Origin of the sequence: Arthrobacter sp. NPDC092385, from assembly GCF_044755105.1 — a bacterium.
Lineage (GTDB): Bacteria > Actinomycetota > Actinomycetes > Actinomycetales > Micrococcaceae > Arthrobacter_D.
Genome location: NZ_JBIVQL010000001.1, coordinates 177,884 through 192,991 on the forward strand (window position 1 = coordinate 177,884; position 15,108 = coordinate 192,991).

Genomic DNA, 15,108 nt, shown 5'->3' on the forward strand with positions numbered 1-15,108 from the left:
ATGGAGGAATGGACAGGCAGGAAATGTACGACGTCGTGATCGTGGGTGGGGGAGTGTCGGGCCTGAGCGCGGCGCTCGTCCTCGGACGGGCACGGCGGAACGTGGTTGTCATCGATCAGGGCACGCCGCGGAACGCTCCGGCCGATGCCGCCTACGGGTTCATCACGAGGGACGGAACCGCTCCGGAGCAGCTCGTCGCGCTGGCCCGGCAGGACCTCGGGCCGTACGGGGTCCAATTCGTCGACGCCAGTGCCGAGGGGGCGCGGCGGATACCGGAGGGGTGGTCGGTCGGCACTGCTGACGGCGGGTCGGTCCAGGGGCGGCACGTCGTCCTGGCCACGGGCCTTCGCGATGTCCTCCCCGACGTCCCGGGGGCGAGGGAGGCGTGGGGGCACGGCCTGCTGCAGTGTCCGTACTGCCATGGCTGGGAGGTCCGGGACCAGGCCCTCGGCGTGCTGGGGTCCTCTCCCACCTCGATCCACCAGGCACTCCTGGTCCGCCAGTGGTCCGACGACGTCACCTTCTTCCCGCACACGCTCGGGTCGCTGTCCGAGGACGACGAGCGCCGCCTGCGCAACCGGGGCGTCAGCATCGCCGAGGGACGCGTGCAGGGTTTCGCGTTCGGGCCGGCGGACGACGATGCGCCACGGCCCGTCAGGGGGCTCCGCCTCGATGACGGTTCCGTGGTCCCGTGCTCGGCAGTGTTCTGCGAGCCGGGGGCGGACGCCGGCCTTCCGTTGATCGACGCCCTCGGGTGCGACATGCGCGACGACGGCTGCGTGTCCACCGACGAGATCGGGCGAACCTCCGTGGAGCGGGTGTGGGCCGTCGGCAACGCCGCGGATCCTGCTGCCCAGCTCGTGCCCGCGGCAGGGGATGCCTACCGGGTCGCGGTCGCCGTCAACGCCCTGCTCGTCGAGGAGGACTGCGAGGTGTGCCTGGAGGCGGAGGAGGCGGTCAGCGAAGGCGTGTGACTGCCGCCGATCCGCGATCTGCGCCGGACGCAGGAGGGCCCCGGCTCGGCCGGGGCCCTCCTCCGCCTGGCGGTCCGCCCTACGTGCCGCTACCTGCCGACGTCGGGACGGGTTGCCTCATCCTGCGCCTGGAAGGGTGTCTCCTCGACGTGGCGCGGGTCGCCGCCACTCGGGCCGGTGGGCCCGGTGCTTCCCGTGTCCATCGCGGTGACGACCGGCGGGACATCCAGTGGGAGGTCACCGCTGGCGCCGATGTCCAGGCCGGGGTCCTGGGGGGCCTTCGCGCCGTCGTCGCTCCCCGATCCGCGCTTCTTCAGCACGCCCTTCAGGGAGTCCTGAAGCTCGGGGGCCTTGCTCTTGATGGTGCCGGTGGTGGAGGACACACGGTCCTGCACCTTCGGGCTGTTCCAGAATTGCTGGGCCCTGGTCTTGATCTGCTCATAGCTCTCCCGGCCCGCCCGCGTGCCGAGGACGTAGCCAGCGGCCATACCTGCCGTGAAGACAAGTTTGTTCTTCATGCCGTTCTCCCTTCGGTGGACTGCGATGCATTCGAATCTAGACCACGCAGCCGGGAGCGGCGAGGGAAGTTTTCCGAGCCGGGCCTGCTGTAGAGGGGATGCGCGTCCGATCAGCCCTACCGTTCGTCCGGAGCGTGCAGGATGATGGGACGGGAAAGCGTTATCCAAGTCAGAGGGGTGTCAGTGGAACAGAGGGTGCGAGAAGTTCCGGTCCGCGAAGGGAGCGACGGCGGCTCGCGACGCCGCCCGCGCGTCCTGCTCCTCGTGACCGCCCTGGCGATGCTGCAGGTGATCTGGCCACTCACCATGGACCTGTACCTGCCGTCCTTCCCCGCGATCCGACGGGAGTTCGGTGCGGATGAATCCGCTGTCCAGCTCACCCTGACCGGGGCCTTCATCGGGATGGGACTCGGCCAGCTCACCTCCGGTCCGCTCTCCGACGCCATCGGACGGGCCCGTCCGCTCGCGGTGATGATCCTCGTGTACTGCGTCGCGACCGCCTCCTGTGCCCTCGCGCCGTCCCTGGAATGGCTCATCGCGAGCAGGGCCTTCCAGGGCATGGGCTCGGCGGCGTGTGCGGTGATCGCGCTCGCGATCGTCCGTGATCTCTACAGCGGCAAGGAACTGCTCGTATTCCTCGCACGCCTGTCCATCGCCTCGGGCGTCTTCGTGGTCGCCTCGCCCGCACTCGGCGCCCAGCTCCTGCAGGTGGTGGGGTGGAGGGGTCTGTTCTGGGTGCTCCTCGGCTACGGCATCGTGTTGCTCTGCGTTGCCGGCGTGATCCTGCTGCGGAACGAGACCAACACGCCGGACCGCCGCCTGCTGCGGCAGGGCGTGCGCCTGCGGAATGACTACGGGAACCTGTGGGGGGACGCCCGGTTCCGCTCGGTCGCCGTGGCGGGCGGGCTCCTCTTCGCCGCGATGATGTCCTTCATGGCGGGCAGCGCCTTCCTGCTCCAGGAAGTCTTCGGGCTCACTCCCACCGGGTATGCCCTGCTGTTCGGCGCGCAGGGCGCCCTCATGGTGGTCGGCGCGCAGGTCGGCGGGCTCGTGGCCCGGCGCACGTCACCCGTCCTCGCGGTCCGCATCGGCGCCGTGGCCCTGGTCATCAGCGCGGTCGTCCTGCTGCTGAGCGTCGGGCTCGCCCCGCAGCTGGGCGTCTGGGGGCTCATGGCTCCGGTGATGGGGTTCACGACGTCGTTCGGCCTGGTGAACCCGGCACTGCAGGCCACCGCGCTCGAGCATCACGGGCTCCGTGCGGGTACGGCCGCCTCCGTGCTGGGTGCGTCCAACATGGTCGCCGCGGCAGTACTGGCCCCGGCCACCGGCGCGTTCGGGTTGTCCTCGCCCGTGCCCACCGCCGTCGTCATGCTGGCGTGCGCGGTCGTGGCAGGCCTGTTCCTGGTGGCCGGGGTGCGTTCCTCAGGAGGAGCGGCGGGCGGATTCGACGACGTCGGGACTCACCGGGGATGACTCCGGCTGCTGGTCGCGGCGGTCCAGTTCCTCGGTTACTTCCTCGTGCCGGATCTCGGTCTCCAGGGACGGCTCGCCATCACGGGCGTACTCGTAGTCGAGCTCGCGGTGGAGCTTGCTGTTCAGTACCTCGACCTCGGGCAGGTCGAGGGTGGTGAGGTCTTCCGGGAAGTCCTCGGACGGCGACAGTCTGGTATTCATGGGGGCCTGTTCGGTGATACGACGTGGACACTGGTGCCGGGCCCGCTTCTAGACCACGCATGCCGGGCGGTACCCGGCAAAGGGAAATAGTATCGACCGCATGTGGATAACGGAAGCCGCCGTGCCCTACCCCGAGGTGTTCTTCGCCTCCCGCTCCGTGTGGTTGTACAGCGCGACGGGGACACCGCCCATGGGAAGCCGGATCGCGCGGGCCCTGCCCTCGCGGGCCGCCCCGGGCGGGCCCAGCGTCGGTGGTGGGAGCTAGCCTTCTCCTGGATCGAGGACCAGACAGGGGAGGCAGCATGCCCGAGGGCGACAGCGTCTTCCGGTTGGCCGCGCGGCTCAGGAGATCACTCGACGGCCGTACGCTCAGGCGGGGGGACCTCCGTGTTCCGGCCCATGCCACCGACGTCCTGGACGGTATGCGGGTGGCGGACCACGCGACCCACGGCAAGCACCTGCTGACCCGTTTCCACGGCGGACTGACACTCCACACGCACCTGTTGATGCAGGGGTCCTGGACCGTCACGGCCGCGGGAAGGAAGCTGCCGCACAGACTGCTGCCGGATGCACGCGTGATCCTCGAGGTGCAGGACGGGCCGACGGCGTACGGACTCGACCTCCCCGTCGTCGACCTGCTGCCGACCCGGAGCGAGACCGACGTCGTCGGGCACCTCGGGCCGGACCCGCTGCGGGAGGACTGGTCCGCCGACGAGGCGATCCGCAGGCTCCGCCGGGACCCGGGGGAGCGCGTCGCTGCTGCCCTGCTCGACCAGCGCAACATCGCGGGTTTCGGGAACCTCTGGGCCAACGAGCTCTGCTTCCTCCGCGGCGTCCATCCGGACACCGCGTTGGCGGACGTCGACGTCCCCGCGCTGGTGGCTCTCGGGGCCCGATGCCTCCGTTTCTCCGCCTTGCAGCCGAACGCCCACCAGGTCACCACGGGGAACACGCGCAGGGGCCAGCAGCACTGGGTGGCAGGCCGGGCCGGGAAGCCGTGCCTGAGGTGCGGGACCACGGTGCTCGTCAGGGGCGAGGTACCCGGCGACCCCGGCCGCCGTCGCACCTGGTGGTGTCCACGCTGCCAGCCGTTGAGGGCCTCCTCCGGGTGACGCCGCCGGCCCCTCCCGTGCGTGCTGTGCGTGCCCGGCGTGTCCGTGCGTGCCCGGCGTGCCCGGCCCCTCCCGTGCGTGCCCGGCGTGTCCGTGCGTGCCCGGCGCGTGCGGACGTCAGCGACGGGCGGCGAGACCTGCCGCGAAGGCATCCGCGGACGCGGTGGTGCTGTTGATGCGCCAGTCGGCTTCCTTGTTGATGTGGAACCAGACCAGGGCCACCACGTCCTGCTGCGCGGAGACGTAGCTGAAGAGGCTGCTGATCCACTGGGGCTTCGATCCGCCCAGTTCCGAGGAAGCCGTCTCGGCGATCATGATGGGCTTGCCGGGTGCGAGCCGGCGGAGCTGCGCGATGCCCTCCCCGAACAGCGCCTGGGGTTCCTGCCAGGTGCTCCAGGACTGCGAGGTACCCCAGTTGTAGCCGTCGAGGGCCACGAGATCGACGTAGCCGGCGCCGGGGAACAGCTGGTCCAGGGGCGTCGAGCCCCAGTAGGGCACGTTCGGGTTCCAGACCCAGCTGATGTTCGTCGCGCCCGTCGATGCCACGACATCGTGCACGTGCTGGTACGCCGCGACGTAGTCGCCCGCACCGTTGCCGTTGACACCCTCCGCCCACGGGTACCAGTCCCCGTTCATCTCGTGGGCGAAGCGGAGGTACACGGGCTGGCCCCATTGTCCGAGCGCCATACCCCATTCGCGCAGATAGGCGTCGAAGTCGCCCGCCGCGATGCGGTCGAGGGAGTAGGCGGGCTGCGAGACGCCGCCTCCCCACGTCCACGGCTCCCAGGTCAGGAGCGTCTCCGCGCCACGGGCGCGGACGGCATCGAGCTCGGCGATGGGTGCGGGCTGGTTGAAGTCCTTGTAGGAGAGCACGATCGAGGGGGCCTCGCCGGCGATGCCTGCCACCTCGTCGAGCTCTCCGCCGGCCGCCGGGCCGCCGTTGGTCCCCACGCCGAACCGGATGCTCCTGGGTTCCGTGGAGACAGGAGCGGGTTCGACGACGGCGAAGGACGCGCTCGCAGTGGCGCTTCCGGCCGTTGCCGTGATGGTCACGGACCCCGCAACCACGATCGAGGCCTGGAACGTACCCGACGCCGTCGTGGTCATGGCCACCCGGGTGGTCCCCGCGACGACCGTTCCCTTGGTCCGCTTGGGGAAGCCGGAGCCCGTCACCGTGACCGTGGTGCCGGCTGCTCCTGACGTGCTGCTGAGTGCGATGGTGGCTGCTGCCTGGGCGGGCGGCGGAGCCAGGCCGACCATCAGGACGACCATCGCCGTGACGAGGAGGAGCAGGCGCGCTGTGGTTCCGCGTACATCGCGAAAGGATGCGGACTTCCCTGGAAGTAGAAGCATGATCGGCGCCTCGCTGGTTCGGTAGCCCGGCTGACCGCAGGGGTCCCGTGGCTTTGCGTCTCCGGCTCGCACCGGGTTTGCCCTTGTCCGCCGGGCGGTTGCCCGGGCGTCCTGGTCCCCGCCGGATCGCGGGGCCTCTTCCATTGTGCGGCGCGGCCTACCGCCATGAGCTCGGGACGAGCCGAAGGATGACGAAGGATTGATGCAGGTCTTGCGCAGGTACGGAGTACCCAGGGCGTAGGAGCGGCCGCACGCCATCGGTTTCGCCGATCTCGGGCGTAGTGCTGGGAATCTGCCGTGGCCTGGACCACAATGGGTTCTGCTGCGGGTTCACGGCTCCTGTGGCCGGGGGGTTTTGAGGGGAACGAATGAAGCAGAGACCGGCATTCACGAATACCATCGCAGCGCAGGTGGACGAATACAGTTCCACTTTCGCGGCGCAGGTCGGTCCGGTGCTCGCCGCGGTCTTCGCGCGCGAGCAGGAGGACCTCCGCCGGGCCGGGCTCCCGAGCGGGATCGCAGGCGTCGGCGACAGGCTTCCCGATGCGGTCCTGTTCGACACCACGGGGCATCGGACCCGGCTGGGTGACGTGCTCGGAGCTGCAGCCGCCATCATCGTGTTCTATCGCGGCTCGTGGTGCCCGTACTGCAGCATCGCCCTGCAGACCTACCAGCGCGAGCTGCGTCCGGTCGTCGAGGCCTTCGGGACCCGGCTCATCGCGATCAGTCCGCAGGCGCCCGAGATCTCCCTGCGGACAGCGAGCGACGCCGGCCTGAACTTCGCGCTGTACTCGGACGAGGGAAATGCGCTCGCCGGACACCTCGGGATCGTGACCGTGCCCAGCGCGGAATCGATGCGCGCCCGGGCCGCGCTCGGAATCGACGTCGCCGGGTCCAACATGGACCGGACTGCGGCGATCCCGTTCCCCACGGTGGTCGTGGTCGACGCCACCGGCACCATCCGCATGATCGATGTGCGGGTGGACTACACGACGCGGACGGAGACCTGGGAGATCATCGACGCCCTGATCACGCTGTAGGGCCGCCCTCAGCATCCGGCGTGCCGTCGCAGGCGCCGAGTCTGCTCAGGCGAAGGACACCGAGCGCAGGGTTCGTGGCGACAGCCGATCCTGGAGGACGAGCGTTGCCGCACCGAGTGCTGCGGCATCGTTGCCGTTGACGGACAGGCGGACTTCCACGGGGTGGATCGCCCGCGCCATCGCACGTCGGGAGAGGGCTTCCCTGATGATGTCCACATAGAAGCCGCCGGCACTCGAGAAGGCGCTCCCGGCGAGGACGATGAGCTGGAGGTCGAGGAGGTTCACCATTGAGATCACCGCGCTCGCTACGTAGTGGGCCGAGTCCTGTATCAGTCGCAGCGCCGTCGGATCCCCCTTCATCGCTGCGGTGCCCAAGGCGGCGAAGTCCTCCGAGATCACGCCCGTCAAAGGGATGTCGAGGTCACCCCGTGCGGCGGCGTCCGCGGCCTGGGCGACGACGATCCTCGGGCTCGCATAGAGTTCCAGGCATCCGATGTTGCCGCACGGACACTGCAGGCCCTTGGCATCGACCGTCACGTGGCCGATCTCGCCGACGTTCGAGCTCACGCCCTGATAGATGGTGCCGTCCATGACGATGCCCGAGCCGATACCCGAGCCCATGTAGACCGAGGCGTAGTTCGCGTAGCCCTCGGTGGCGCCGAGCCAGTACTCCCCGATCGCGGCCGCGGTGGCATCGTTGTCGAACTCGCAGTGGAACCCGGTGGTCGAGGCCAACGCCCGGCGGATCGGGAAATCGCTCCACGTCTCCAGAGAGGGGGCGTTGCGCAGGGTGCCCGCGGTGCGATCGAGAGGACCGGGTGTAGCGATTCCCATTCCGACGATGCTGCTGCGGTCCGCGCCCGAGTCGGCGATCAGGGCCTCGATATCCCTGGTCATCCGGCTGACCACCGTCAGGGGAGACGTATCGCCCGGACCCTCGACGCGGCGCCTGCCGACTACATGTCCGCGGAGGTCGGCGATGATGTACGTGATGTAGTCCTGCCCGATGTGCACTCCGATGCCGAGTCGGGAGGCCGGATTGAGCTCGAGGAACATGCGGGGTTTCCCGCCCGTCGATTCGCCGCGGCCGGACTCGACGATGATGTCCTCGGTGAGGAGCGTGCGCACGAGGGTCGAGATGGTGGCCTGGGTCAGCCCGGTCTTCTCGGCAAGTTCCACGCGACTGATGGGTCCGCTGGAGCGGATCAGGTCCATGATTCTGCCCCGGGAAGACTCGCGGCGGCGGGTCTTTTCAATCACGGTCAATGGTAGCTCAGCACTGGATGCGGGTGGAGGATCGGCCTCGCGGCCTCCCGGAGAGGAGGGCACGATACCGACCGAGGAACTCCTCGATCCCGGACTCCTCTCCGCTGTCGAAACACCGCCAGGTGCCGTTGATGCCGATCATCACGGAGACCACGTCGGGTCTCGCGCCGAGCATATCCCTCCGCCATCGCCGCTCCAGGTCCTGCAGCCGGTCCCCGCCCTTCCCGACATTCCGCACACTGCACCCTGCCAGTTCGTGCGCGATTGCCAGGAGGCGTACGCAGCCATGGCCGAGACCGTCGGAATCCCCACGCCACCCGCAATCGGTGACGCTGTCTCCAGCGAAGACCACCCGTCCCTCCATGTGTACGAGGCCTCCTGCGTTCGATGCACTCTGTTCAGTAGCCTAAGTCAGTACGGTTACCGTCCGGGCGATAGAGCAGGGGCGGCCGCGCCCGTCCTCCAGGCCCCTCCCGGTGCGAGGATAAAAGGAGACCAATCGCCGATCCTGCGAGGATGTACGCCCTTATGCAGCTCACTCTTGAACAGGTGTCCTTCGACGCGCCCGAGGCCGAGGCGCTGCGCAACGCGCAGCAGGCGGAACTGCACGTGCGCTACGGCAGCGAGGACCACGAGCCGGGACGGCCGCCCACCGTGGACGACGTGCCGTTCTTCGTGGTGGCTCGGACCTCCGACGGTGCTGCGGTCGGCTGCGGTGGCCTGCGGCCGCTCGGCGACGGCGGATGGGAGGTCAAGCGCATGTACGTGCGCCCCGCGTACCGAGGAAAGGGCGTTGCCACGGCGGTCCTCAGGCGGATCGAGGAGGAGGCCCGGGTTGTGGGATGCGACGAGCTCCTGCTCGAGACGGGCACGGAGCAACCCGATGCGATGAGGTTCTACGAACGGGAGGGCTATCGCCGCATTCCCGGTTTCGGGGCGTACGCCGGCGAGACCCGGTCCGTCTGCTACGCCCGCACCCTGGGGTGAGCGAGGTGGCCGGACTGCCTACGAGGTGATGTCCCCGACGACGGCTCCGAGGGACGCCAGCAGCGGGTCGGCGTCGGTGAACAGCAGGAACTCCTGCGATCCCGAGCCCATGCCGATCCGGCGCCCCGGGATGCGCGCGTCGGCGTAGACCGGAAGGACCTTGCTGCTGCCGAGCGGCGTGATGGTTCCGGGCTCGTACCCCGTGATCTCGAGGGCCGCGTCCGGCTCCACGAGGGACGCCTTGTTCACCCCGAGCAGCGCACGGAGCTTGGACCAGTCGAGACGCCGGGTTCCCGGGATGAGGATGAAGACCGTGGTGCCGCGGCTGACTTTCGCCACCATCGTCTTGACCCCGTCCGCACCCGTGAGACCCTGTGCCGCTGCAGCTTCGGCGAAGGTGCCGTCGTCGTTCCTCCGGACCAGGTGGATGTCGAGTCCGCGGCTCCGGGCGTCGCGTTCGGCAGGAAGAGGGCGGGTCCCGGTGGTGTCCATCCTTGCCATCCTAATGTCCGGTACTTACTTGACTTGCCTAATAAAGTGCCCTAAGAAAGTAACCAGCAGTTCTTCCACGGGTGGTCGAACCAGCTGGCGGCACCGTGGCCGCCCACCGATGAAAGGTACAAAGATGTCCTCAACACTCTCGGGCTCCAGGCGACTGGGCCTGGCCGCTGCCACGATGCTCAGCGTCGCAACCCTCGCCCTCAGCGGCTGCGCCGGCGGCAGCGGGGGCGCATCGAATGGAGGCGGCGGGTCGGAGAACAGCTCCGTCACCGTCTTCAACGGAGCCACCGGAACCATCTCCGAGAACTTCAACCCGTTCTCCTCGACCGCACTCCAGCCCACCCTCGGCGTCATCTTCGAGCCGCTCTTCTGGTACAACGCAGCCTCGGACGAGCCGCCCACGCCGCTGCTCGCCGAGTCCTTCGAATGGAACGAGGACGGCACCCAGCTGACCATCAAGACCCGAGAGGGCGTCAAATGGTCCGACGGCGAGCCGTTCACCGCAAAGGATGTCGCCTTCACCTTCAACCTCGTCAACGAGACCCCGGAACTGAACACCACGGGACTCTCGGCAACCGCCGAGGCCACGGACGACACGACCGCGGTGCTGACCTTCCAGGAGAACTCCTTCATGCAGGAGCCGAGCGTGCTCGGCAACCGTGGCATCGTCCCCGAGCACATCTGGAAGGACGTCGCGGACCCGATCACCGAGACCAACTCGAACCCCGTAGGAACCGGCCCCTTCAAGGTCAAGGACTTCACTGCGCAGAGCTACCTGCTCGAGAAGAACGACCTCTACTGGGAGGAGGGCAAGCCGGCGATCAACGAGGTCCGCTACATCTCCCTCGAAAGCGCCGATGCCGCCACCGGCGCGCTCCTGGCCGGCGAGGTCGACTGGATGAGCTCCTTCCTGCCCGGTCTCGAGCAGATCCTCTCCGACAACGAAAACCTCTCCTACGTCAACACACCCGCTCTGACGGCCTCGATCTTCACCTGCTCCAACGAGGAACTGGGCTGTGAGGGCCCCCAGACGGACCCCGCCGTGCGCCAGGCCATCTACCAGGGCATCGACCGTGAGCAGCTGAATGCCCTCGCAGGCGGCGGATTCGCCGGAACGGCGTCGCCCACCCTGGTGTTGCCGGAGCGCGACGCGGACTGGATAGCCGACCCCGAGAACACCGAGACACCCGCCAACGCCAATGTCGAGGAGGCCAAGAAGATCCTCGAGGACGCCGGCTGGGTCGAGGGTAGCGACGGCATCCGGGAGAAGGACGGCGAACGGCTCTCACTCGGCATCCAGACGGTGACGGGCTACAGCGACTTCATCTCGCTGAACGACGCCATGTCCCAGCAGCTCCGCGAGGTCGGCATCGAGCTCAACCCCACGTCGATCACCTACAACGAGTGGATCAACAACCTCAACATCGGCAAGTACCAGCTGACGCTCGAGTCCATCGGGCTGCAGCCGTCGAACAACCCGTACTACTCCTACGAGAAGTGGTACAACTCCGCGAACACGACGCCGGTCGGCGAGTCCGCGCTGAACAACAACACCGCGCGCTACAGCAACCCCACGGTGGACGAGGCCCTCGCCACGGCGCGGTCCACCAATGACGAGGCGGTGCAGAAGGAGCAGTACGGCATCATCCAGGACGAGATCGTCAAGGACATGCCCTACATCCCGATCTACGTGAACTCGCTCCTGACCGAGTTCAACACGGAGCGTGCCACCGGCTGGCCCACCAACGAGGACCCGTACGCCCTCGCCGCGACGTGGAAGGCCTGGGACAACGGGATCGTGCTGAAGAACATCACGCCTGCCGAGTAGCAGCCCCCGTTCCGGATCAGCGGATGGGACGGGTGCCCGAAAGGGCATCCGTCCCATCCGCTACCGGACCTCGACCAGCCGTGGAAAGTCGATCCCCATGAAATACATCCTTCAGAAGCTCGGGTTCTACCTGATTGCGTTCTGGGCCGCACTGACGGTCAACTTCTTCCTGCCCCGGCTTCTTCCGGGAAACCCCGTGGACATCATGCTGGCGAAGCTCGCCCAGCGCGGGCCGGTGACACCGGAAGCACGGGAGGCGGTGGAACTGCTCCTCGGTACCAATACGGACGCACCGCTGATCGTGCAGTACTGGCAGTACCTCGGGAAGCTCTTCACCCTCGACCTCGGGACCTCCGTCGCCTTCTTCCCCGCATCCGTGACCGACATCATCGGGCAGACCCTGCCATGGACCATCGGCCTGATCGGCATCGCGACGATCATCTCCTTCGTCCTCGGTGTGGTGCTCGGAATGCTCGCCGGCTGGAAGCGGGGGTCCTGGCTGGACAACCTCATCCCGGTCACCACCATGCTGCAGTCGGTGCCCTACTTCTGGCTCGCGTTGATCCTCCTCTTCGTCCTGGGCGGGATGTGGGACCTCTTCCCGCTGAACGGCGGCTACAACGTCTACGAGGTGAGCCCGGGCTGGAACTGGGCCTTCATCAGCAGCGTCATCTACTACGGCACTCTGCCTGCCCTGACGATCGTCATCTCCTCGGTGGGCGGCTGGATGCTCGGGATGCGCAACATGATGGTGTCCACCCTTTCCGATGATTACATCCTGACGGCGGAGGCCAAGGGACTCCGACCCAGCCGGATCATGACCACCTACGCCGCGCGCAACGCCGTCCTGCCGTCGGTCGCGGGCTTCGCCATCTCGCTCGGGTTCGTGGTGGCCGGTTCGATCGTCACGGAGGCGGTCTTCTCCTACCCCGGTATCGGCTCAGCGCTCCTCAACGCGGTGGGCAGCAACGACTACTCCCTCATGCAGGGCCTCTTCCTCGTGATCACGTTGTCCGTCCTTGGCGCGAACCTCATCGTCGACCTCCTCTACTCGTTCATCGATCCCCGCACCCGGGCCCGAAGCTAGGACTCGCCATGACCACCACCACCCAGGACCCGGGGATCGCCGCGACCAGTGCCCGCTCCACGCGGCCCAAACGCACGTTCCCGCCCCTGACACCGAAGCTCGCCTTCGGACTCGGCATCGCCGGCAGCATCACCCTCTTCGGGATCCTCGGTCCGTTCTTCGTGGGTGATCCGTCGACAGTGAACAACGTAGGCCTCGCCGGTCCCGCCGACGGATTCATCCTCGGCACCACGCAGACCGGCCAGGACGTCTTCGCGCAGCTCGCCCATGCCACCCGGGGATCCCTCACCGTCGGCCTGATCGTCGGCGTCCTGACCCTCTTCCTGTCCGCCTTCTTCGGCATCATCGGAGCGTACTTCGGAGGGTGGCTCGACGAGTCCTTCTCGCTCTTCAGCAACGTCATGCTGGTCATCCCCGGGCTGCCGCTGGTCATCATCATCTCCAGCTACGTCCCCGACAAGAGCATCCTGCTCGTCGCCGTGGTTCTCGCGATCACCGGCTGGGCAGGCTCCGCCCGCGTGCTGCGCGGATTCACCCTCAGCGTGCGCAACCGCGACTACGTGGCCGCAGCCCGGGTGTCCGGCGAGAGGTCCTGGCGCATCCTGGGCGTCGAGATCCTCCCGAACCTCATCCCCCTGCTCGCCTCGCAGATGGTGTTCGCCATCATCTTCGCGATCCTCGGTGAAGCAGGGCTCTCCTTCCTCGGGCTCGGGGCGTCCGACTCCTTCACCTGGGGCACCATGCTCTACTTCGCCCAGAACGGGCTCGCCCTGCGCCTCGGAGCCTGGTGGTGGTTCGTACCGCCGGGACTGCTGATCGCCCTGTTCGGCGCGGCCCTTGCCCTCATCAACTTCTCCATCGACGAGATCATCAACCCCAAGCTGCGCTCCCAGACCCGGGCCACCCGGCGCTCCTGGAAGCTCTCCAGGTCCGAACTGCGCGCCGCCACGAAGGAGGACGTCCTGTGAGCAGCACCGATCAGGGATCCCACGCCGTCGGCATCACAGACCTCGGTGCACGCGGCGCCGCAGACGAGGTCCGGCCGGGACGCGAGTACCGCAGCGAACGTGCCACCGAGGCGCGTGAGCATCCCGTGCTGACCATCGACGACTTCAGCGTCGAGTACAAGGGCGACCGCGTGGTCAAGGCCGTGAAGAACGTCAGCCTCACCCTGGGCCGCGGAGAGATTCTCGGCCTCGCGGGCGAGAGCGGGTGCGGCAAGTCCACCCTCGCCTACGGCATCAACCGGCTCCTGAAGCCGCCGGCCGTCATCACCGGCGGCAGCGCCCATTTCCACTCGCGCGAAGGCTACGTGATCGACCTCAACGAGCTCAGCGGCGAGGAGCTCCGCGCGTTCCGCTGGGACAAGATCGCGATGGTCTTCCAGGGCGCCATGAATTCACTGAACCCGGTCATCACCATCCAGAGCCAGATCGAGGACATCTTCTCCACCCACCGGCCCGACATGTCGAAGAAGGAGCGCCGCACGAAATGCGGGGACCTCCTCGAACGCGTAGGCGTGGATCGGAGCCGGCTCCGCTCCTACCCCCACGAACTCTCGGGCGGCATGCGCCAGCGCGTCATGATCGCCATGGCCATGGCGCTCGATCCGCAGGTCATGATCATGGACGAACCCACCACGGCCCTCGACGTCGTGGTGCAGCGGGACATCCTGCGCGAGATCACCCGGCTGCGGGCGGACCTGGGCTTCGCAGTCATCTTCATCACGCACGACCTCCCGCTCCTGCTGGAGATCAGCGACCGCATCGCCGTGATGCGCGAGGGGGAGATCGTCGAGCTCGGCGACGCCGTCGAGCTGTACACGAACCCGCAGCACGACTACACCAAGAAACTGCTCGCCTCCTTCCCGAGCCTCACCGGCGAACGCGGCGACTTCATCCGCGGCGGATCGCGGAGCAAGAACGGAGACCACGCATGAGCGCACTGGTCGTCAAGGACCTCGTCAAGGAGTACAGGCTGCGCAACGGGCGGCACTCGAGCGTCCTGAAAGCGGTCAACGACGTCAGCTTCTCCATCGAGAGCGGGCGCACGGTGGCCCTGGTGGGACAGAGCGGCAGCGGCAAGTCCACCCTCGCCAAGCTGCTCATGCAGCTCGAGAGGCCGACGTCGGGCAGCATCACGCTCGACGGCGAACCCGTGAGCAGGCGCGGTGCCGGACTCCGGCAGTACCGCAGTGATGTGCAGATGGTGTTCCAGGACCCGTTCGCGTCATTGAATCCCTACCACACGATCGCCCATCACATCGGGCGTCCGCTCATCCTCCACGGCAAGGCGAAGGGCCGCGACGAGGTGATGGCAGGCGTCCACTCGTTGCTCGAGCGGGTACGGCTGGACCCCGACATGGCCCAGCGGAAGCCCCACGAACTCTCCGGCGGCCAGCGACAGCGCATCGCGATCGCCCGCGCGCTCGCGCCCGAGCCGAAGATCCTCGTGGCGGACGAGCCGGTCTCGATGCTCGACGTCTCGATCCGCCTCGGCGTCCTGAACCTGCTGGCCGACCTGCAGCGCGAGGAGAACCTCGGCGTCTTCTACATCACCCATGACCTCGCGACCGCCCGCCACTTCTCGGACGACATCCTCGTGATGTTCAAGGGCGAGATCGTGGAGCGCGGCCCCGCGGACGACGTCATCCTCAACCCGCAGCACGAGTACACGCGGCTCCTCGCGGACGCCGCGCCCAACCCGGAGAAGCGCATCAGCGCCTGACCGCCCCCGAACCACCGGTAGCCCCCGTGCCGCCGCAGACC

At 67.9% G+C, this 15,108-nt stretch carries 17 protein-coding genes and 1 riboswitch; of the genes, 11 read left to right on the top strand and 6 right to left on the bottom strand.

Annotated elements, in window-relative coordinates; translation table 11 throughout:
* The first annotated feature begins 8 nt into the window (after positions 1–8).
* Complete coding sequence (locus tag ACIQCY_RS00870) at positions 9–974, top strand: NAD(P)/FAD-dependent oxidoreductase (protein ID WP_400481999.1); 966 nt, start codon at positions 9–11, stop codon at positions 972–974.
* An 89-nt stretch (positions 975–1,063) separates the two neighbouring features.
* On the opposite strand, the gene ACIQCY_RS00875 is transcribed toward ACIQCY_RS00870, so the two are convergent.
* The gene (locus ACIQCY_RS00875; RefSeq protein ID WP_400482000.1) at positions 1,064–1,492 is read right to left on the bottom strand and encodes a hypothetical protein; all 429 of its coding nucleotides are present in this window, start codon (positions 1,490–1,492) and stop codon (positions 1,064–1,066) included.
* A gap of 195 nt (positions 1,493–1,687) precedes the next feature.
* Between ACIQCY_RS00875 and ACIQCY_RS00880 the strand changes: the two genes are divergently transcribed.
* Positions 1,688–2,965 carry a multidrug effflux MFS transporter gene (locus tag ACIQCY_RS00880; RefSeq protein WP_400482001.1) on the top strand — a complete coding sequence of 426 codons (1,278 nt, stop codon included), beginning with the start codon at positions 1,688–1,690 and terminating at the stop codon, positions 2,963–2,965.
* Here ACIQCY_RS00880 and ACIQCY_RS00885 read toward each other — a convergent pair.
* Positions 2,915–3,166 carry a hypothetical protein gene (locus ACIQCY_RS00885; RefSeq protein ID WP_400482002.1) on the bottom strand — a complete coding sequence of 84 codons (252 nt, stop codon included), beginning with the start codon at positions 3,164–3,166 and terminating at the stop codon, positions 2,915–2,917. The two genes, ACIQCY_RS00880 and ACIQCY_RS00885, sit on opposite strands and share 51 nt — an antisense overlap.
* Positions 3,167–3,266: 100 nt before the next feature.
* On the opposite strand from ACIQCY_RS00885, the gene ACIQCY_RS00890 reads away from it, so the two are divergent.
* Both ACIQCY_RS00890 and ACIQCY_RS00895 read left to right on the top strand, forming a co-directional pair.
* Complete coding sequence (locus ACIQCY_RS00890; protein WP_400482003.1) at positions 3,267–3,431, top strand: hypothetical protein; 165 nt, start codon at positions 3,267–3,269, stop codon at positions 3,429–3,431.
* A 37-nt stretch (positions 3,432–3,468) separates the two neighbouring features.
* Entirely contained in the window at positions 3,469–4,278 is an 810-nt protein-coding gene (locus tag ACIQCY_RS00895) for a DNA-formamidopyrimidine glycosylase family protein (RefSeq protein ID WP_400482004.1), read from the top strand.
* Between the two features lie 117 nt (positions 4,279–4,395).
* Here the strand turns inward: ACIQCY_RS00895 and ACIQCY_RS00900 are convergent, their stop codons facing one another.
* Positions 4,396–5,631 carry a glycoside hydrolase family 26 protein gene (locus tag ACIQCY_RS00900; RefSeq protein ID WP_400482005.1) on the bottom strand — a complete coding sequence of 412 codons (1,236 nt, stop codon included), beginning with the start codon at positions 5,629–5,631 and terminating at the stop codon, positions 4,396–4,398.
* A 17-nt stretch (positions 5,632–5,648) separates the two neighbouring features.
* A riboswitch (cyclic di-GMP riboswitch) is annotated at positions 5,649–5,723 on the bottom strand.
* A 276-nt stretch (positions 5,724–5,999) separates the two neighbouring features.
* Here ACIQCY_RS00900 and ACIQCY_RS00905 point away from each other — a divergent pair.
* Positions 6,000–6,671, top strand: coding sequence for a peroxiredoxin-like family protein (locus ACIQCY_RS00905; protein WP_400482006.1), 672 nt, complete (start codon positions 6,000–6,002; stop codon positions 6,669–6,671).
* Between the two features lie 45 nt (positions 6,672–6,716).
* Here the strand turns inward: ACIQCY_RS00905 and ACIQCY_RS00910 are convergent, their stop codons facing one another.
* Together ACIQCY_RS00910 and ACIQCY_RS00915 are read right to left on the bottom strand one after the other, a co-directional pair.
* Positions 6,717–7,931 (bottom strand): ROK family protein, encoded by a 1,215-nt coding sequence (locus tag ACIQCY_RS00910; protein ID WP_400482007.1) that lies wholly within the window; start codon positions 7,929–7,931, stop codon positions 6,717–6,719.
* Positions 7,932–7,944: 13 nt separating this feature from the next.
* Entirely contained in the window at positions 7,945–8,301 is a 357-nt protein-coding gene (locus ACIQCY_RS00915) for a GDSL-type esterase/lipase family protein (protein WP_400482008.1), read from the bottom strand.
* Positions 8,302–8,465: 164 nt separating this feature from the next.
* Here ACIQCY_RS00915 and ACIQCY_RS00920 point away from each other — a divergent pair, with 164 nt between their 5' ends.
* Positions 8,466–8,924: a GNAT family N-acetyltransferase gene (locus tag ACIQCY_RS00920; protein ID WP_400482009.1), complete on the top strand. Its 459-nt coding sequence runs from the start codon at positions 8,466–8,468 to the stop codon at positions 8,922–8,924.
* A gap of 18 nt (positions 8,925–8,942) precedes the next feature.
* Here ACIQCY_RS00920 and ACIQCY_RS00925 read toward each other — a convergent pair whose 3' ends face one another.
* Positions 8,943–9,416, bottom strand: a complete 474-nt coding sequence (locus ACIQCY_RS00925; RefSeq protein ID WP_400482010.1) for an aminoacyl-tRNA deacylase — start codon at positions 9,414–9,416, stop codon at positions 8,943–8,945.
* Between the two features lie 133 nt (positions 9,417–9,549).
* Here ACIQCY_RS00925 and ACIQCY_RS00930 point away from each other — a divergent pair, with 133 nt between their 5' ends.
* The 5 genes from ACIQCY_RS00930 (at position 9,550) to ACIQCY_RS00950 (ending at position 15,067) form a co-directional block, all read left to right on the top strand.
* The gene (locus ACIQCY_RS00930) at positions 9,550–11,253 is read left to right on the top strand and encodes an ABC transporter substrate-binding protein (protein ID WP_400482011.1); all 1,704 of its coding nucleotides are present in this window, start codon (positions 9,550–9,552) and stop codon (positions 11,251–11,253) included.
* Between the two features lie 97 nt (positions 11,254–11,350).
* Positions 11,351–12,340 carry an ABC transporter permease gene (locus ACIQCY_RS00935; protein ID WP_400482012.1) on the top strand — a complete coding sequence of 330 codons (990 nt, stop codon included), beginning with the start codon at positions 11,351–11,353 and terminating at the stop codon, positions 12,338–12,340.
* A gap of 8 nt (positions 12,341–12,348) precedes the next feature.
* The gene (locus ACIQCY_RS00940; RefSeq protein ID WP_400482013.1) at positions 12,349–13,308 is read left to right on the top strand and encodes an ABC transporter permease; all 960 of its coding nucleotides are present in this window, start codon (positions 12,349–12,351) and stop codon (positions 13,306–13,308) included.
* Positions 13,309–13,433: 125 nt separating this feature from the next.
* Positions 13,434–14,279 carry an ABC transporter ATP-binding protein gene (locus tag ACIQCY_RS00945; protein WP_400482424.1) on the top strand — a complete coding sequence of 282 codons (846 nt, stop codon included), beginning with the start codon at positions 13,434–13,436 and terminating at the stop codon, positions 14,277–14,279.
* The gene (locus ACIQCY_RS00950; protein WP_400482014.1) at positions 14,276–15,067 is read left to right on the top strand and encodes an ABC transporter ATP-binding protein; all 792 of its coding nucleotides are present in this window, start codon (positions 14,276–14,278) and stop codon (positions 15,065–15,067) included. The genes ACIQCY_RS00945 and ACIQCY_RS00950 overlap by 4 nt, the downstream gene beginning before the upstream one ends.
* Positions 15,068–15,108: the final 41 nt, after the last annotated feature.